Here is an 18,340-nt window from a genome sequence, read left to right as displayed (position 1 = left end):
GGATTCAGTGCGCTGTCATTGATTCGAGGTCAAGGAGAACAACCGCAGCGGAATAGTTAGCTCTTTCCAAGTTGTTTGACTCAGAGAGCGAATCAACGACACGCTCCCAAAGGGCGAGGTTACTTGGGCATAAATACCTATTTTTCAGGCGGTTATTGCTAGGTGGGATCAACAAATATATCTGAATGAGAGCTGTGCAACGGAATGGATCATTTATCAACAAGATAAATAGATAGCAGTCACATTAATTCCGATGACATCTGTTACATTTATAGAGTAATGGTGACGCACACCTCAACTCATGACTATGAGAGACGATAATAATGACGAAATACAACGAAAACGACATTCAATACAAAGGCGAATCTAATGGTGTTCACTCTTGGAGTACAACATCAGGTCAGCCTTACTACTGGCACCCAGATTGGTTGCACGTTGCTGAAGACGCAACGGGTTCTCATCCTAAACAAAAAATCGAAGTAGAATCCGCTGAAGCACCAACAGAAAAACATGCATTGAAAGCTATCCTTAAGCACATGAACGATTGGGCAACAGGCAAACTGTCTTCTAACCCAGACATCGAAACGAATGCACATGAATCGCAAATGGATTTGAAAAAGTAATTCCTACCCTTTTTTCATGTCGATGATTGAGACCAAGCCTCGCCATAGCGGGGCTTTTTTGTAAATCCTTCGCTATATCAATGTCACTTCAAGATGCTAGATTCAGAGTATTGTCACTATTCCCTCTTTACCAAAAGACAGCAAGGAAAACAGCGAAGCGGAATTGCAAGCTATATCCAAGTTGTTTGACGATGCTATTTAGTTAGCAAAGAACGTACTTCAGTGACAGGCTCCCGAAGGGCGAGTGGCTTTAGTTCACATGCTTCTTTAACAATTTTCGAATTAGCCCCCCTAGATCTTCAAATTGTTGCCTCACCTTCAAGCCAAGCCATCCTCGCTGAAGCAAGCATCTCAAGGTTACTTGAGCATATACATAACAAATTTCTATCATTTATAAGAATCTATCGATAAAATTTCAGGTCTCGATTTTACTAGTGACAGATCAATCAACAGACATCAATTCCACAGTACCTCTCTCTTCTTGCTCAACTAATAGAGAAAACGATGCTGAGATTTGTCCAAAAAAGGATAACCATGGTGAATACTAACTACAATGCACCACTTACATTCCAACTTTACCTAGCTGCGGCGTTCTTTTTTGGCACATACGGTGGACGCGTCTGCCCGATGCTCAGCACGCTGAGCGTATACGAAGTGATCTTACATTGCGCGGTGGTTTTTACGTTCCTCTATCTTGTTCGCCACTTTATTCTTGTCTCACATCCTTTGATTGCACAAAACCGACAAGCCAAGCTTGATACTGTGTTGTTTACCGCTGTAAGTATTCCTTTTGCTGCGTACTATAACCTTCAATACGACTTTACCTTCGACAGCAATGTGAAAGTGTTGTTTGGTATGGCGCTCTTTGGCTTTTTAACTGGTTCTATCTTGCAACTGCAAAGCAAGCTGGTTCAATTTGACAGCCTACGTCAACAAAACCAATTTGGCTTTGCGTTATCAGGTCAGCGCCAATCCATGGTGAAACAAATGATAGGCATGATGATCGCCTTGCTCATCACCTTGACCACCATTTTGACCATGGTCGCAGTCAAAGACATTTATTGGTTGGAGCAAAACCCAGAGCAAATCACCAATGGGCTAGGCAAAATCAGCTTCATTAAAGAGTTGGTTTACATCGCACTTGTCGTCGGAGGCTATGTAATCGCGATTATGGTGCTTTGGACTCGCTTGATGCAAAAAATCTTGTTTAGCCAAGAGCAAGCTTTGCTGGAAGTGACACAAGGGAAAATTGCGCAACGTTTACCAGTTTTCCAACATGATGAGCTTGGCTCGATGGCCTGTTTAACTAACCAAATGCTCGACAGTTTGCAAGTTTCGCAAGATGAGGTCAAAGCCACGCGAGATGTTGCCATTGTCAGTTTGTCGGCATTGGCTGAATCACGTGATAATGAAACCGGTGCGCACATTATGCGCACGCAACAATATGTAAAAGTATTGGCTGAACATTTAAGCCAATTTGAACAACATTGTTCATTACTGACTCCAAATTATATCGAACTACTTTACAAATCGGCGCCGCTGCATGACGTCGGAAAAGTCGGTGTACCAGATAGCGTGTTACTAAAACCGGGAAAACTGACCGATGAAGAGTTTGAGATCATGAAAGGACATGCACAAATTGGTGCCGAAGCGCTGTCAATTGCTGAAAAACAGCTAGGAAGTAGTTCGTTTTTGCGCGTTGCTAAAGAGATTGCCCTAACACACCATGAAAAGTGGGATGGTAGTGGCTATCCAAATCAATTAAGCGGCGAGAACATCCCTTTATCCGGTCGTTTAATGGCATTAGCAGATGTGTATGACGCTCTTATTTCTAAGCGTGTATATAAGCCTGCTTTCAGCCATGACAAGGCGAAAGCCATCATCCTAGAGGGTAAAGGCAAACATTTCGATCCTCAAATCGTCGATGCATTTCTTGCAGTTGAAACCGAATTTCAACATATCGCACATCAATATCAAGATGAGCAAAACATCGCCGCTTAGCCAATTATCCCCCTCTTAAAACGCTTGTTAAGAGGGGTTTTTATATCAAAAGCCTCCGTTATGTTAGATTTCTGTTTCAAATCAAAACTTTTTTAAGTTTTCTTATCACTAACTGTTGTAACGAATATTGCTGAAAGGTATAAATGTCAGCAGACCCCTTCGATTAACATGGATGAAGATTATGTTTGAAAAAGTAGTTGCCGCTCCGGCTGACCCTATTCTTGGACTTACTGAAGAGTTTAAAAAAGATGCTCGCGCCGAAAAAATTAACCTAGGCGTTGGTATTTACAAGAACGAACAAGGTGAAACCCCTGTTCTTGCGACTGTTAAAAAAGCCGAAGCCGCACTGATTGAAACTGAAAAAACCAAATCTTACCTAACAATCGAAGGTACAGCAGAATACGGTCTAGCAGTACAAAAACTGCTTTTCGGTGCAGACGCGGAAATCGTTGCTGGCAAGCGTGCTAAAACAGCACAAGCACCAGGTGGCACAGGTGCTCTACGTGTAGCAGGTGAGTTCATTAAGCGTCAGCTTGGTGATGTGAAGATCTGGATCAGCAACCCTACTTGGGCAAACCACAACGGCGTATTCACTGCAGCTGGTATCGAAACAGCACAATACAGCTACTACAACGCAGAAACCAAAGATAAAGACTTCGCTGCTATGGTTAACGACCTGCAAGGTGCATCTGAAGGTGACGTTGTTCTTCTGCATGGCTGCTGTCACAACCCTACAGGTATCGATCCAACAGCTGAAGAGTGGGAAACGCTGGCTAAGCTGGTTGCAGAGAAAAAACTGCTTCCTCTATTCGACTTCGCATACCAAGGCTTTGCTAAAGGTGTAGAAGAAGATGCAGCAGGTCTTCGTACTTTCGCTAAGTACAACAAAGAAATCCTAGTCGCGAGTTCTTTCTCTAAGAACTTCGGTCTATACAATGAGCGTGTTGGTGCATTCACTCTGGTTGCTGAATCAGAAGACGTTGCAACAACGGCGTTCTCACAAGTAAAAGCCATCATCCGTTCTATCTACTCTAACCCACCAGCGCACGGTAGCGCTGTTGTGACTCACATTCTTGGTGACGCAGACCTGCGCGCAGAATGGGAAGCGGAAGTAGCGGAAATGCGTGACCGAATCCAAGAGATGCGTGAACTATTCGTTGCTACTCTTAAGGCAGAAGGTGTGGATGCTGACTTCAACTTCATCGAGCGCCAAAACGGTATGTTCTCGTTCTCTGGTCTATCCAAAGAGCAAGTAAACCGTCTAAAAGAAGAGTTCGGTATCTATATCGTAGGCTCAGGTCGTATCAGCGTTGCAGGTATGACAAAAGCAAACATGGGTCCTCTATGTAAAGGCATCGCTGCGGTTCTGTAATCGCGTCGAAAGTCACAAATTAAAAAGGTCAGCACTCGCTGACCTTTTTTGATTCTACCGCTTGTTGAAACGCCACTATACAAGGTGGCGCTACACTCCTATGAACTAATACACAAACTTAAAGCTAATTCCAACTTCATTGATGTGATCTGACGGTTGACCTTGATAATCGGTGTCACGGAACTGGTAATAAAGACCAGTACCAATCACGCGATGCCATTGGTAGTTAAAGGCAATCTTATAGTTGTTCTCGTCGACGATATCACTTCGATTCAAGTGCACTTCTGCCGTCCCCATTAGCTTTTCACTAAATAGGTAATTTGCGCCAAACGTGACGCCTTGAATAAACTCGCTATCCGAGGACAGTGTACGGTCGGTTTTATCATCAGTCGCTTTGGCTTTAATTGCGCCAAGCCCATAAATCCCGTAGATATCAAACTTCTCGTTGACGCCATAACGATAACCACCACCGAACAACAAACGGTCAATACGCAAAGTGAAATTGTCTGGGTGGAAAAATTGCGCCGAGTAGTCAACGTTAAACAGCCAGTTATCGGTAAATAGGTAATTACCGCCAAGCCCTAGAGTGGTAGCGTTAGAATTATCGAGCCACTCTTCATTCGTTGTCCCGGCACCAATGTCTAAATTAATGTGCTCGTAACCAAACTTCTCGACCTGTTCTGACTCTGAGGCAACGCTCATTAGTGGTAATGCTACAAGAGGTGCAGCGAATAATAGTCTTACCATTCTACTTCCTTCCATGAGTGTCATCCAAAACTCTTCTTTAATACGCCCATTGTATTGATTTAATTCGGCATCTTGATGACAGCGTAGCCGAATTGATGGCGATTTGCCGTGCGACTTGTCCGAATCTTATCATTGCGCACGAAAAACAGTGATCCGATAAGATTCTGTTTTAAAACTAAGTTAAGATTACCCTATCACTTGCAAACCAAAAGGCACCTTAATGGAAGCAGAACTTCTCGAGATATATAACTTTCTCGCCAAGTATCCCCCATTCAACGAGCTTCCGGAAGAAACGCTCACCAAAGTGACCGAGAACATCGAAATCTCATACTATCGTCAAGATACTCCCGTCATTCATTTCGGCGACCAGATCCACGATCTATACATGGTTCGTAGTGGCGTGGTTGAGGTCTATCGACGCAAAGGTGAACTTTACAACCGACTCGACGAGGGTGACCTTTTTGGTCAAATGGGGCTTCTGACCAACAACAAAGTTCGCTTCCCAGTAAAAGCGATTGAAGATTCCCTACTCTACTGCATTCCTCAAGACATTTTCCAAGAACTGTATGATAACTTCGACTCATTCGCTGATTTTGTTGAAGTAGAGAACAGTGCTCGTTTGCGCCAAGCAGTGTCAGAAAACAACGATGCCAATGACCTAACCACTTCTAAGGTCAAAACCTTATTAACCCGTGACGCACCGACGATTGAACGTGGACAGACGATCCAAGAAGCCGCACAATTGATGGCGCAAGACAATGTTTCTTCATTGTTGATTGTGGACCCAGACTTTGTGCTGGACGAAGAAGACCCACAATCTCCGGTGCTAGGTATCATTACCGACCGTGATTTGTGTACCCGAGTTTTAGCCGAAGGCTTATCACCGCAAGACGATGTCTCCACGGTGATGACCACTGAGGTTATCTCACTCGATCATAACGCATACGTATATGAAGCCATGCTGACCATGTTGCGCTACAACGTGCATCATTTGCCAGTGGTTAAAGATCAAATGCCGATTGGTATTATCGAAGCTACCGATATTGTACGTTATGAATCGCAAAACTCACTGTTGCTGGTCAGTAGTATCTTCCAGCAGCAAAGCATCGAAGATTTAGCGATTGTGGCAGAAGAAGTAAAGAGCAGTTTTGTTCGCTTGGTCAACGAAGACGCCAACTCACACATGGTGGGCAGCGCGATGTCGGTGATCGGTCGCAGCTTTAAGCAACGCCTTTTAGAAATGGCAGAAGAAGAACTCGGTCCACCTCCTATCCCTTATTGCTTCCTTGCTCTTGGTTCAATGGGGCGCGACGAACAGTTGCTGGTCACTGACCAAGACAATGCAATCATCCTAGACGACACCTACAAAGAAGAGAAACACGGTAAATACTTTGAGGCTCTCGCACAATATGTCAGTGATGGTTTGAACGTATGCGGTTACAAGTACTGTACTGGCGACATTATGGCGACCAACCCGATGTGGCGAATGACCCGCTCACAATGGGAAGAATGCTTTGCCGATTGGATTGATGACCCCAATCCAAAAGCGCTACTCAACGCATCCATCTTCTTTGATTTAGATGGGGTTTACGGTCGCTTAAAATGGGCAGAGCAGCTCACCAGCTTCATCGTACGTCGTGCCCGCAAGAACAATCGCTTCCTAGCCTGCTTGGCACGTAACGCATTAAATCGAACTCCACCACTTGGCTTCTTCAAAGACTTTGTGATGGAAAAAGACGGTCAGCATAAAAACTCAATCAACTTGAAACGCCGTGGTACTGCGCCATTGGTCGATCTGATCCGCGTTCATTCTCTGGCGGTAGGCTCACGTGCACAGAATTCATTTGAGCGTCTCGATGACATCATTGATGCTGGCATCTTACCAAAAGGGCGCGCACAAGATCTTAAAGACGCCATGGAGTTCATCTCAATGGTGCGTATCCGCCACCAAGCAATTGATGTTGAGTTAGGTATTGAACCAGACAACAACATTGAGCCTGAAAACTTGTCGGATTTTGAACGTCGTAATTTGAAAGATGCGTTCCAGATCCTAAGTAATGGTCAGAACTTCCTTAAGTTCCGCTATCAGGCTAGTAACAAGTTTAAGTGAGGCGTGAAGTGATAAAGAAGTTATTTCAAAAGCCGAGTATTCAGTGGCCAGTGAAGTTTCAGCAGAAACTTGAGCGTGCCACTGATGAACGCTTAGTCGCCTTTTACGGTAAAGCGCTGCCAGCACCTGAAACGCCACTATCCCAAGTGGAGTTCGTTGCGCTTGATTTTGAGACTACCGGTTTGAACCCACAAAAAAACGGCATCATCACCATTGGTTTGGTGCCGTTCGATCTCAATCGAATTTTCCTACGCCAAGCAAAGCACTGGAAGGTGCGACCACAGGAAAAACTCGATGAAGAATCAGTCATCATTCATGGTATCACTCACAGTGAACTGATTGACGCTCCCGATCTGGGTGAAATCCTCGCTCCCTTGCTAGAAAGCTTAGCGGGTAAGATTGTAGTGGTACATTACCGCCGTATCGAGCGTGAGTTTCTCGACCAAGCACTGCGCTCTCGTATTGGTGAAGGTATTGAGTTTCCAGTTCTTGATACGTTGCAAATTGAAGAAAACATTCAACAAAAAGCAGCGGGCGGTCTTTGGAACAAGCTCAAGGGCAATAAGCCAAAATCATTACGCTTAGCCCAGTCTCGCCGTCGTTATGGCTTACCAGACTATACACCGCACCATGCTCTAACCGATGCCATTGCTACAGCAGAGCTGCTGCAAGCCCAAATTGCCCATCATTATAACCCAGAGCAACCTATCAGTAGCCTGTGGTTGTAATTCGGCTTACGTTATCTTTGAGCAACAAAAAAGGAGCCATATGGCTCCTTTTTATTCAAAACAACAAAAGCTTACAGCTTAAAGCGTCTGATCTCTTGTTCTAGCTCGTGAGAAAGCTCAGACAGGTGCGCTGCTTGCTCAGCCGCCTGGTGCGCTTCCACAGAAAGCTCATTCGATACGTCACGAATGCCCTCTGTATTACGAGTAATCTCAGTGGTTACTGACGCCTGCTCTTCTGCTGCTGAAGCAATTTGAGTTGCCATATCACTGATTCGCTCTACCGCAGAGTGAATTTGCGTCAGGCTAACTGCCGCAGAGTTCGCATCATCCACGCTAGTATCTGCTAGACGACGACTGTCATCCATAATACCCACCGCTTTCGCCGTAGTACCTTGCAGCATTTCGATGGTTTCTTGAATCTCTTGCGTTGAAGCGTGAGTACGTTGGCTCAACACACGAACTTCATCCGCAACCACCGCAAAACCGCGACCTTGTTCACCAGCACGCGCTGCTTCAATCGCCGCATTCAGTGCCAGTAAGTTGGTTTGTTCGGCAATACCTTGAATAGTCGAAAGAATCGTATTAATCGCGTTACCGTGCGCTTCTAGCTCTTGAATCACGTTGGTCGCGACTTGAACTTCTTGCGCTAGGTTTTGGATCGAACCTTGCGTTTGCGTTACTTGACCAGAGCCATGCACACATGCTTGTACCGCTTCTTCCGAGCTTGATGCTGTGTTGTCCGCGTTACCAGCAATCTCTTGTGTTGCTGCCGCCATTTCGTTAACCGCAGTCGCCACCATGTTGATTTCGTCTTGCTGGTAAGAAATACGCTGGCTACGTTCTTCGGCTTGCTGTGCCGTTGTACGAGCTTGCTCAGACAGTGCGGACGATACGTGACTTAGTTTCGTCACCATCGTGTGCATATTGCCGACAAAACGGTTGAAGTTATCAGCCAGCTTGCCGACTTCGTCATCACTGCGCGGTTCTAGACGTTGCGTCAAGTCACCTTCACCAGAAGCAATTTCTTCCAATGCTTGTGAAACACGACCCAAATCGCGGAACAAGAAACCTACTAGCCATGAAACAGCAACAATCACGACGATAGTGATCAACACAGCGGTGATCAGCATTTCTCGTAGCAATTGAGCGTGGCTTGCCTCTTCTGTTGCACGATCCATTTCAATCGCAAACATCCAATGTGTGCCAGGCACTTTGCTGAAGTAGTAAAGCTTCTCTTTGCCTTTGATTGTTGCACTTTCAATCGCACCAGAGTTGGCTGCGCGCTCAATAGAATCTTTAGAAAATTCTTTAGAAAGGTCGGTGATTGGCTTAAGCGTTAGGCTCTTATTTGGATGAGCAAGGAAAGTGCCATCGTTCATATCGATCAGCATTGCATGAGCATTGTCACCTGCGTCTAGGCTGATGACGTCATTGATCAACTGGTCAATCAATACATCTGCACCGACAACACCAATGAACTTACCGTTTTTCATTACTGGCTCAGCAATTGTCACCAATAGCGCGTTAGTGATAGCGTCTTGGTAAGCTTCTGTGATGATTTGCTTGCCTGCTGCGTTTGCGTCTTTGTACCAAGGACGCGTGCGAGGATCGTAATCAGCACGGTTACGCTCGGGATGAGAACGATACATACCACCTTCTGGTGTACCTAAGAAGATATCGTCAAAGCCACCAGCTTTACGTGCTTGTTGTAGGAAAGGCACAACGTCTTGCTCAGTTGAGTAGTCGTTGAAAGCCGTCGCAATATCTTTACGAATTGCCACCCAGTCAGAAATACCTTCTGAAGCGGCGTTACTTAGGCTTTGTGCTCGTGAATAGACACCTGAACGCGTCTGATCAAGAAGTTGACCAGCCGACAACCAAGTCAGTGCTGTTGCCATCACAACAACAGCAGAGAGGCTTGCGCCAATTAGCTTTTGTTTTAATGATAATTTCATAATTATTATAGAGGTTGGGAGAACAGTTAAGGTGGGTGAATATTACACATTTTTTAATCACTAATCACGAGATTTTACTAATAAAAATAAAACATTAACTCATTGTAAATTAATGACTTATTTCGTCATTATTTTGTCTACCGTCAGAAAAATCACACAAAAAAAGCCAGCAAAACGCTGGCTTTTTTAACTTACTAATATTTAAGTAATATTTATAAATCTTATCAATTATTGACGTTCGGTTCTCATACCCATAAGCAGGCTGACACACATCGCCAATAAAACGACGGTAAATGGCAGTGCAGTAGAAATTGCACCCGCTTGCAGCGCTTGAACAGCTTCAGAGCCACCGATCCACAGTAATGCAACCGCAATCGCACCTTCCATGAATGCCCAGAATACACGCTGTAACACTGGTGCGTCGACTTTACCACCAGCGGTGATGCTGTCGATAACCAATGAGCCTGAGTCTGAAGAAGTAATAAAGAATACCAATACTAGTACGACTGCAATGATGGATAGCATGTTACCGAATGGCAATACATCGAACATTTGGAACATCGCAAGGGAAACATCAGTCAAACCATTTGCACCTAGCTCGCCCACATTATTGATCACTTGGTCGATAGCAAGACCACCGAATGTCGACATCCAGATCAAGGTAACTGCTGTCGGTACAATTAGAACCGCAGTGATGAATTCACGAACGGTACGACCGCGTGAAACTCGAGCGATAAACATACCTACAAATGGTGACCATGAGATCCACCAAGCCCAGTAGAATACTGTCCAACCTTGGAACCAAGCTTCATCAGTACGATCAAACGGATTACTCAGTGGAATAATATTCTCAACATAAGCCATCAATGTGGTTGGCACAGAGCCTAGTGTTACCGCCCAGCCGATCAAACCAACAAGGATAAGCAATAAGAAAGCAATCACCATGTTGATGTTACTGATGACTTTTACCCCGCCATCAATACCACGAACAACAGAAACAACCGCCAATAGCGTAACAACAGTGATAACGACAATTTGCAGTCCTAGTCCTGGTTCAACGCCAAAGACATGGTGAATACCACTTGCCGCTTGTTGTGCACCTAGACCTAGAGAAGTCGCCAGACCAAACAAGGTTGCCAATACCGCTAGAATATCCACGATGTGACCTGCCCAGCCCCATGCGCGATCGCCCAATAACGGGTAGAAAATCGAGCGCATTGAAAGCGGCAGACCTTTGTTGTAAGTAAAGAAAGCAAGAGATAGTGCCACGACACCGTAAATCGCCCATGGGTGTAGACCCCAGTGGAACATAGTCGCACCTAGTGCTAGCTTCGCGGCTTCTGGTGTGTTTGCTTCTACACCCAACGGGGTTTCATACCAACCAGTGAAGTACGCTACTGGCTCTGCCACACTCCAGAACATCAAACCGATACCCATACCAGCAGCAAACAACATTGCCAGCCAGGACATGAATGAGTAATCAGCGACAGCATCTTTACCACCAAGGCGAATCTTACCCATTGGTGAAACGATGAGAGCTAAACAGAAGATAACGAAGATGTTACCAGAGATAATAAACAGCCAGTCAAAAGAACCGATGATTTTCCACTTAATGCCGTCGAGTGCGGTCTTAGCGGTGTGTGCGTCCAGCACAAGTGCAGCAATAAGAAACAGTGCAATGAAACCAGCACTGATACCAAAAACAGGATTATGTACGTCAAAACCCCATTTCTGGACGTTGTCTTGACCAACCGTATAGTCGGTACTGTCGATACTGTACTTATCTATACCTTTTGTCATTATTCCTCTCTTTTTATGTTCAATCTTCTTAACAAGGCATTAAAAATCATTTGAACACGATACATTTTATTTTCCATGAAAGTGGAAGATCCTACCATTTGAGGCGTTTTTGTCTATCTTTTGCTGATAAAAAATCCAATAACTTACATTTCAATCAGAAAAGTGTAGCTAAAAAAGCGGAAACAACCACAGTAATACTTAGACCACAAACATTTCTTACTATAATAATTCTAGTCGTTGCTTTTTTCCTCGCTCAATGACCTTAAAAACAATAAGGAGAGCCAAGGCAAATTATTGAAAATTGGTGTCGCGATCCCTAACGAAGCCCTTTAAATAACAGCGCATTTGAGTTAGTGTCGCCTCGTTACATGATCCCTTAATGACTGGATTACGAAATTGGAAAAGTACGAAGAAGTTTTGGTCTCGATTCGTCAGATCATCCGCGCTATTGATTTACATTCTAAGAAGTTAAGCAAAGAGTCTGGTTTGACGGCTCCTCAGCTGATCCTGATGCGTGCCATTAGTGAATTAAATAACGTCACTATCAAACAATTGTCTAGCCATACCAACATGAGTCAGGCAACGGCGACCACTATCCTTGACCGCTTAGAGCGCAACCAACTTGTTGAGCGCCGCCGCAGTGTCGAAGACAAGCGTAAAGTTCACGCGGTATTGACCGAGAAGGGACAAGAAGCCTTAAAACAGGCCCCGACGCCATTGCAAGAGCATTTTATTAGCCGCTTCCAAAAGCTGGAAGAGTGGGAACAGAGCTTGCTTTTGTCTTCTGTGCAGCGCATCTCGACCATGATGAATGCAGAAGATATTGATGTTGCCCCTATGCTTGAACTTGGCAGTATTACCAAGCCTGAATAAGTATCCCTTCGAGCGCTCTGATGTATGAAAGCATGAGGGCGCCCCTGCCTACTCTATCAATCCTGTTTCAAAAGCGTATTTCGCCAACTCAGCCGTCGAGTGCAAATCCAGTTTGTGTTTGATGTTATGACGGTGCGTTTCTACCGTTCGATAGCTAATGTCCAACAGCGTCGCAATCTTTTTGCTGCTGTTTCCTTGCGCCACTAACTTAAGTACCGCTTCTTCCCTGCGGCTAAGTGGGTTCGGCTTTTGCGCTGCCGGGACGACATCCTGCGTAAATAAGGTCTGGGTAACGGATTCGCAAAAGTAAGTCGATCCTTGGTTCACCGTTTTTATTGCTTGCACCATTTTCTCTGCTGAAATTTCTTTCAGCATGTAACCTACCGCACCAGCTTGCATCACCTTCATGATGTATTCACGGTTGTCGTGCATAGTGAGCATTAAAATTTTGCTCTCTGGACGCTCTTCCTTAATTACGCCAGTAGCTTCAATGCCATTCATGATTGGCATACTGATATCCATCAAGATGACATCTGGATTGAGAAGCTTTGATACTTCAATTGCCTCAAGCCCATTACTCGCCGTACCAATCACATCAATATCAGGTTCCAGTTCCAAACGCGCCATAAAACCATCAAGCACCACCTGATGATCATCAACTATCACCACGCTAATTGGTTTATCCATAAACTAATCCATCCAAATCTAACAATACGGTGATTTCCGTCCCCAAACCGGGCTCGCTCATGAGTTCAAACTCGCCTCCGATAAACTCAACACGCTCACGCATGTTCCGCAATCCAATTCCCTGTCGGTGCACTGAAGGGTTGACCATAAAACCCGTACCGTCGTCTCGTATCAGTAATTGCAGCATATTGCCCATTTTTTGCAAAATTACTGTGACCTTTTTTGCTTTGGCGTGCTTCTCAATGTTGTTTAAAGATTCCTGAGCCACACGATACAAGGTTGTAGCCACTTCAGATTTCAACTTCACTTGCTCGGTATCAAAGTGGCTATCGATGTCCATACCAGAGTGCGAATGAAAATCTTGCAATAGTGTAGAAAGCGCGGCTTCTAAGCCAATATCATCCAAGGCACTTGGTCTCAGTTGGTGAGAAATATGGCGTACTTCATTAATCGCAGTGATCAACGAGCGTTGAGATTTATCTAGGTGAGCTTTGAGCTTTTCATCTTCAATACGATGCGCCATCAAATCGAGGTGACATTTGCTCGAAACCAGCAATTGATTGATGCCATCATGGAGCTCTCTCGCCAGATGTTTTTTCTCATCTTCTTGGAACATCACCGTTTTGTGGGCAAGCTCTTTTAGGTTCTTATCCGCTAAACGATGCTCGTGTAAATTGATGGCAAGTGTCAATACGATGATCACCGCCACCGTAACCACCAGAATAATCACCACGGTGAAAAAGGTAGTCTCGATATTTTGATTGATTGCCGCACGCATATTGGCGACTTCACGGCTCACATCTTCAATATACAACCCAGTGCCAATCATCCAATCCCATTTATCAAGCCATGCCGCATAGCTCAGCTTTGGTACCACCTCCCCCGTAGAGGGCTTTTGCCATAGATATTGATGGAACCCGCCTCCAAGCTGCGCTTGATAAAGCAGAGCCTCAATCAGGTGATCGCCATTTTCATCTTGAATATGCAGTAAATTTTGTCCGACTAAGTCCGGGAGAATGGGATGAACAAGGTTCGTACCGTGCTTATCGTAGGCAAAGAAATACCCGTCTGAACCGTAACGTAAGCGGTTTAGGATCGCTTTTACGCGCGCTTTCGCGTCAGCCTCTTCAAGCATAGGATCGTTATAGATATGAGAAATGGCATCAAAGGCGAGATCTACGGTATCTTTTAGTGCCGCTTCTTTGGATTGAATTAAGTTCTGATGAAAGATTTCCACCTCACGCTGCCCCAAGGTTTTCGCTTGGTAAATGGAAATCCAACTGATACTGGCTGACACCAAAACCACAGGGATCAGTGCCAACAAGATTAACTTGGCTTTGAGAGGCATCCTTTCCCTCCAATGAAACGCTGATTTGGCTTGGGGCTGTTGACCTTTCGCGATTAAAATCGGTTCGAAACATCAACAGCCCCTGATAGTTAATCAGCTTAACAACTTGTCTCAAAAGGTGAAAATTTTCACATCACAATTCCTTGCTTCTTACTTGCATTAGGACATGCCATAGAATCCTGGGAAAAATAACAATGAAGAAAGTACCACAATCTGAATCGCAATGAATGGCATCACACCGCGGTAGATATCCCGAGTGGTCACGCCTGCCGGAGCCACACCTTTTAGGTAGAACAAACTAAAACCAAAAGGCGGTGTTAGGAATGAGGTCTGCAGGTTCATCGCAATCAAAATCGCAAACCAAGTCATGTTGATACCCATCAACTCGGCAACAGGTGCAATGATTGGCACGATGATGAAACAGATTTCTACGAAGTCGATGAAGAATCCAAGGATAAGGATGACTAACATGGTAATGATCAAGAAGCCCCATTTTTCACCCGGAAGTTCCAACATCCACTCTTCAACAAGATAATCCCCCCCAGTGTACGTAAACGCCATTGAGAATGCCGTTGCCCCGAGCAAAATCGCAAAGACCATCGCGGTCACTTTTACGGTCTCTTTCGAAGCTTCATACACCATCGACCAACTAAACTGTTTGTAAAGCAACGACAATACAATTGCACCAGCCCCACCCAGTGCTGCGGACTCTGTTGGGGTAGCAATACCCGCAAAGATAGAGCCGAGAACAACAATAATCAGCGCCAACGGTGGCAGTACGGCTTTCAACGCAGTAATCACTTCTTCTTTACGACTGATAGACTCATCACGCTCGATAGGCTGGGCTGCTTCAGGATTCAGTTTGGCGTAAATCAAAATGTAGATCACATACGCGCCCACCAGCACCAATCCCGGCCACACTGCGGCTTGGAACAAATCCCCGACTGGTACACCGAGAACATCCCCCAGAAGAATCAAAACTATGGAAGGCGGAATGATTTGACCTAACGTGCCCGACGCACAGATGGTGCCACAAGCCAATCCTTTGTCGTAATTGTACTTAAGCATCACTGGCAAGGAGATCAACCCCATTGCCACTACCGATGCACCGACTACCCCCGTTGATGCGGCAAGCAAGGCACCCACCAACACGGTTGAAATGGCAATACCACCGCGAATACCACCAAACAAACGCCCCATCGACTCAAGCAATTGCTCAGCCAATCGGGTCTTTTGCAACACTAATCCCATGAAGACAAACAGAGGTACTGCCATCAGTACCGTATTCTCCATGATGGATTGAATGCGATAAGGCATGAAAGCAAACATCTCAATGCCTTCTGCCCATACGCCAAAAATTAATGCGATGCCGCCAAAGGTGAAGGCGACAGGAAAACCAAGCAGTAGCGCAAATAACGCCACAAAAAACATCACTATACCGATCATACTGAATTCCTTTTACGACTTACCGTTGTTACCGGCATAGATAAGATGAGGGTTAACAATTTTGTTGATGGAATGAAGCAGCAAACCAACTCCGCTTACCGCCATAAACAAAAACGAAAGTGGAATCATACCTTTAATGATCCATCGGTATGGCAAACCACCCGGATCTCCAGATGTCTCGCCCAGCGCGTAACTCTCTTTGGCAAAGTCGACACCAAACCAAGCAACCAATAGGCAAAAGGGAAACAAAAAAAGTAAAGTGCCTAAAATGTCGATTATGGACTGCACTTTGTATGACAAGCGCTCATAGAAAATATCGACGCGCACGTGCCCGCCGGATTTAATTGCGTAAGGCACACCAAGTAAAAACACGGCAGAGAAAAGGTGCCATTCCATTTCTTGAAAGGCGATCGAGACGTCATTGAACACGTAGCGCATGACAACGTCGTACATCACGTTCGCTAGCAACAAAATAAATAAGATGCTGGATAACCAGCCTAGAAAATCACCGAAGCGGTTAAAGATTCGCTCAATATAAATAAGGCTTCTCATTCCGAACTCCATGGAACGTGGGGGAGATTGGCTCCGCTGGTTCGCGGAGCACTTGTTATGACCTTCTCTAAGAGAAGTTTTCTTGGGCTTCATTGGCAGGCTAAATCACTCGAAATAGCCTGCCATACGAAGTTATTGCTGAGCTTGGCTGTTTAGGTAAGCTCGGTGTGAAATGTCGGACCAAGGGCGTACTTGCTCGATGTAGCTTGCTTGTGACTCTTGGATTTCTTTCGCTAGCGCGTCTTTCTCAGCATGCTGTTTTAGCAAACGCTCGTTCGCTTCTCGCAGCGCTGAAATCACCTCAGGTGGGAAGTCTTTAACTTGTACGTCTGGGTATTCTGATTGGATAGATGCCCAGTTCTTACCACTTTCATGTTTAGACTGCGTGTACATATCGTAAGCCGCCGCTTTCATCGCTACTTGTAAGATCGCTTTTAGATCATCTGGTAGGCGTTCCCAAGTACGTTTGTTCACTAGGAACTGCAGTTCGGTACCTGGCTCATGCCAACCTGTATAGTAGTAAGGAGCAATTTTGTGGAAGCCCATACGCAAATCCAGAGATGGTCCTACCCACTCCAATGCATCAATCGTGCGTCGCTCAAGAGAAGTGTATAGCTCACCCGGTGCGATGTTTGTTGGTTTTGCACCCAGCTCTGCGAGAATTTCCCCAGCGAAACCCGGGATACGCATTTTTAGACCTTTTAGATCATCTACTGATTTGATTTCTTTCTGGAACCAACCGCCCATCTGGGTATCGGTGTTACCACCAGGGAAAGACAGCAAGTTATGCGGAGAATAAACCTTCTCCATCAACTCCATACCACCACCGTAGTAAAACCATGCGTACTGTTCTGTTGGCAACATACCGAAAGGCATAGAGGTGAAGTAAAGGGTGTTTGGTACTTTGCCTTTCCAGTAATAAGAAGCGGAATGTCCCATGTCGTACTGACCAGATTTCACCATATCAAACACGCCAAGCGGCGCTTTATGCTTGTTTGCGGAATCAATACGAATTTGTAGGCGTCCGTTTGACATTTCTTCTGCCATTTTCGCCATGTTCTTTGTTGCATCACCGAAGATAGGGAAATTCGGTCCCCAAGTCTCCGCTAGTTTCAAGCGATACACTTTATCGTCAGCAGCGTTAGCAGAAGTCGCTACAAATGCCATGGTTGCTACCATCGCTGTCGCTTTGAGTACTCGTTTCAAAGATTTTTGGATAAGACTCATCGTTCACGTCCTTTGTCACCAAGGTTATTGTTGTCATCCATTACATAAGGATTCGATATAGAAGATGGGACATTACTTGGAAGTAAGAAATGGGCATGAACACGCAACAAATCGGTGTCTATAAGCTAGGCTTAGTCGTTAGTATTACGTATTTCTGCGTAGGCGATAAGCAATCATCATGAAACAAAGTCGTAAAATCAGAATGTTATCTATTTCATTTGGAGAAAGAAGCATAGAAACCACGTACGTGGTTAACTGCGAAAGAATTTACATAGTATTTAATAAATTGTGACAAATGACGGGTTTGTATCGTTAGAATGCTCAATTATAGAAGTGAAAAAGCCGCTCTTAAGGTAAAAAAATACCCCGGTCAATGCCGAGGTATTTAATGCAAAAAACAGAATTACAGCGGTAATTAAACTGCTTTATAGATAACTTTGTTACCTGCTAACTGCTCTTTTTGAACTAGGTTTTCTTCAAGAAGCTTCTTCAGTGCGCCAGTAGCCCATGATGCCGCTTTAGTGTCTTCTTGACCAGCAGCCAGACCGATACCTTTAGGGTTGATACCTTCTGCGTTTGCTACAACGATATCTAGTACTTGTTGCTGCTTAGGAGTAAGTGCAACCTCAACCGTTTTTGCTGCAGCTACTTTCTTCTCAGCTACTGCTTTTTCAGCAACAGCTTTTTTAGCAACGGAAGGTGCTGCTGCTTTCTCAACAACAGGTTTAGCCGCCTTCGGTGCTGCAACTACGTTTGCTACTGTCGCTTTAATGCGTTTTTGCAGTTTCATCTGCACTTTACGCTTATGAGCAAGTCTCATTGAATATTTCTCCAGTTCACTGCATCTCAGCAGGGATGAAAATTTGAAGCG

Annotated in this window: 15 protein-coding genes; 6 read left to right on the top strand and 9 right to left on the bottom strand. The window is 44.9% G+C overall.

All coding sequences use genetic code 11. From position 1 onward, the window contains the following. The first annotated feature begins 323 nt into the window (after positions 1-323). From ABMY42_RS08635 to ABMY42_RS08625, 3 genes are all read left to right on the top strand, one after another. Positions 324-623 carry a hypothetical protein gene (locus ABMY42_RS08635; protein ID WP_005445160.1) on the top strand — a complete coding sequence of 100 codons (300 nt, stop codon included), beginning with the start codon at positions 324-326 and terminating at the stop codon, positions 621-623. 534 nt (positions 624-1,157) lie between these two features. Then, positions 1,158-2,624: an HD domain-containing phosphohydrolase gene (locus ABMY42_RS08630; RefSeq protein ID WP_009698381.1), complete on the top strand. Its 1,467-nt coding sequence runs from the start codon at positions 1,158-1,160 to the stop codon at positions 2,622-2,624. Positions 2,625-2,805: 181 nt separating this feature from the next. Then, positions 2,806-3,996, top strand: a complete 1,191-nt coding sequence (locus tag ABMY42_RS08625; RefSeq protein ID WP_053050234.1) for an amino acid aminotransferase — start codon at positions 2,806-2,808, stop codon at positions 3,994-3,996. A gap of 105 nt (positions 3,997-4,101) precedes the next feature. Here ABMY42_RS08625 and ABMY42_RS08620 read toward each other — a convergent pair whose 3' ends face one another. Next, complete coding sequence (locus ABMY42_RS08620) at positions 4,102-4,743, bottom strand: outer membrane beta-barrel protein (protein ID WP_005445156.1); 642 nt, start codon at positions 4,741-4,743, stop codon at positions 4,102-4,104. Between the two features lie 220 nt (positions 4,744-4,963). Between ABMY42_RS08620 and ABMY42_RS08615 the strand changes: the two genes are divergently transcribed. Further along, positions 4,964-6,853: a DUF294 nucleotidyltransferase-like domain-containing protein gene (locus ABMY42_RS08615; RefSeq protein ID WP_005445155.1), complete on the top strand. Its 1,890-nt coding sequence runs from the start codon at positions 4,964-4,966 to the stop codon at positions 6,851-6,853. An 11-nt stretch (positions 6,854-6,864) separates the two neighbouring features. Beyond that, positions 6,865-7,581: a 3'-5' exonuclease gene (locus tag ABMY42_RS08610; RefSeq protein ID WP_033001524.1), complete on the top strand. Its 717-nt coding sequence runs from the start codon at positions 6,865-6,867 to the stop codon at positions 7,579-7,581. Positions 7,582-7,652: 71 nt separating this feature from the next. Here ABMY42_RS08610 and ABMY42_RS08605 read toward each other — a convergent pair whose 3' ends face one another. Both ABMY42_RS08605 and ABMY42_RS08600 read right to left on the bottom strand, forming a co-directional pair. Then, positions 7,653-9,536 (bottom strand): methyl-accepting chemotaxis protein, encoded by a 1,884-nt coding sequence (locus ABMY42_RS08605; protein WP_005445153.1) that lies wholly within the window; start codon positions 9,534-9,536, stop codon positions 7,653-7,655. Between the two features lie 228 nt (positions 9,537-9,764). Then, positions 9,765-11,336 carry a BCCT family transporter gene (locus tag ABMY42_RS08600; protein WP_005445152.1) on the bottom strand — a complete coding sequence of 524 codons (1,572 nt, stop codon included), beginning with the start codon at positions 11,334-11,336 and terminating at the stop codon, positions 9,765-9,767. 396 nt (positions 11,337-11,732) lie between these two features. Between ABMY42_RS08600 and cosR the strand changes: the two genes are divergently transcribed. Continuing rightward, the gene (gene cosR / locus ABMY42_RS08595; RefSeq protein ID WP_005445149.1) at positions 11,733-12,209 is read left to right on the top strand and encodes a MarR family transcriptional regulator CosR; all 477 of its coding nucleotides are present in this window, start codon (positions 11,733-11,735) and stop codon (positions 12,207-12,209) included. A 48-nt stretch (positions 12,210-12,257) separates the two neighbouring features. On the opposite strand, the gene ABMY42_RS08590 is transcribed toward cosR, so the two are convergent. The 6 genes from ABMY42_RS08590 to ABMY42_RS08565 form a co-directional block, all read right to left on the bottom strand. Beyond that, a complete protein-coding gene (locus ABMY42_RS08590) occupies positions 12,258-12,896 on the bottom strand; it encodes a response regulator transcription factor (protein WP_005445147.1) in 639 nt (212 codons plus the stop codon). Beyond that, positions 12,889-14,244, bottom strand: coding sequence for a cache domain-containing protein (locus ABMY42_RS08585; RefSeq protein ID WP_005445145.1), 1,356 nt, complete (start codon positions 14,242-14,244; stop codon positions 12,889-12,891). The genes ABMY42_RS08590 and ABMY42_RS08585 overlap by 8 nt, the downstream gene beginning before the upstream one ends. A gap of 159 nt (positions 14,245-14,403) precedes the next feature. Next, complete coding sequence (locus ABMY42_RS08580; protein WP_349266203.1) at positions 14,404-15,690, bottom strand: TRAP transporter large permease subunit; 1,287 nt, start codon at positions 15,688-15,690, stop codon at positions 14,404-14,406. 12 nt (positions 15,691-15,702) lie between these two features. Further along, a complete protein-coding gene (locus tag ABMY42_RS08575; protein ID WP_349266202.1) occupies positions 15,703-16,242 on the bottom strand; it encodes a TRAP transporter small permease subunit in 540 nt (179 codons plus the stop codon). A gap of 132 nt (positions 16,243-16,374) precedes the next feature. Then, the gene (locus ABMY42_RS08570; RefSeq protein WP_005445140.1) at positions 16,375-17,469 is read right to left on the bottom strand and encodes a TRAP transporter substrate-binding protein; all 1,095 of its coding nucleotides are present in this window, start codon (positions 17,467-17,469) and stop codon (positions 16,375-16,377) included. Positions 17,470-17,884: 415 nt separating this feature from the next. After that, positions 17,885-18,289 (bottom strand): hypothetical protein, encoded by a 405-nt coding sequence (locus tag ABMY42_RS08565; protein ID WP_005445139.1) that lies wholly within the window; start codon positions 18,287-18,289, stop codon positions 17,885-17,887. Between the last annotated feature and the right edge of the window lie 51 nt (positions 18,290-18,340).

It is taken from the genome of Vibrio sp. SSH13-20 (assembly GCF_040104475.1).
In the GTDB taxonomy this organism is placed as follows: Bacteria; Pseudomonadota; Gammaproteobacteria; order Enterobacterales; family Vibrionaceae; genus Vibrio; species Vibrio harveyi.
The sequence above is the reverse complement of the archived record's forward strand: the minus strand, read 5'-3'. Positions and strand labels throughout refer to the sequence as shown.

Bases quoted from the DNA above. Each gene is read 5' to 3' on its own strand.
- ABMY42_RS08635 (WP_005445160.1), top strand. From the start codon at position 324: ATGACGAAATACAACGAAAACGACATTCAATACAAAGGCGAATCTAAT.
- ABMY42_RS08630 (WP_009698381.1), top strand. From the start codon at position 1,158: ATGGTGAATACTAACTACAATGCACCACTTACATTCCAACTTTACCTA.
- ABMY42_RS08625 (WP_053050234.1), top strand. From the start codon at position 2,806: ATGTTTGAAAAAGTAGTTGCCGCTCCGGCTGACCCTATTCTTGGACTT.
- ABMY42_RS08620 (WP_005445156.1), bottom strand. From the start codon at position 4,743: ATGGTAAGACTATTATTCGCTGCACCTCTTGTAGCATTACCACTAATG.
- ABMY42_RS08615 (WP_005445155.1), top strand. From the start codon at position 4,964: ATGGAAGCAGAACTTCTCGAGATATATAACTTTCTCGCCAAGTATCCC.
- ABMY42_RS08605 (WP_005445153.1), bottom strand. From the start codon at position 9,536: ATGAAATTATCATTAAAACAAAAGCTAATTGGCGCAAGCCTCTCTGCT.
- ABMY42_RS08600 (WP_005445152.1), bottom strand. From the start codon at position 11,336: ATGACAAAAGGTATAGATAAGTACAGTATCGACAGTACCGACTATACG.
- ABMY42_RS08590 (WP_005445147.1), bottom strand. From the start codon at position 12,896: ATGGATAAACCAATTAGCGTGGTGATAGTTGATGATCATCAGGTGGTG.
- ABMY42_RS08585 (WP_005445145.1), bottom strand. From the start codon at position 14,244: ATGCCTCTCAAAGCCAAGTTAATCTTGTTGGCACTGATCCCTGTGGTT.
- ABMY42_RS08580 (WP_349266203.1), bottom strand. From the start codon at position 15,690: ATGATCGGTATAGTGATGTTTTTTGTGGCGTTATTTGCGCTACTGCTT.
- ABMY42_RS08575 (WP_349266202.1), bottom strand. From the start codon at position 16,242: ATGAGAAGCCTTATTTATATTGAGCGAATCTTTAACCGCTTCGGTGAT.
- ABMY42_RS08570 (WP_005445140.1), bottom strand. From the start codon at position 17,469: ATGAGTCTTATCCAAAAATCTTTGAAACGAGTACTCAAAGCGACAGCG.
- ABMY42_RS08565 (WP_005445139.1), bottom strand. From the start codon at position 18,289: ATGAGACTTGCTCATAAGCGTAAAGTGCAGATGAAACTGCAAAAACGC.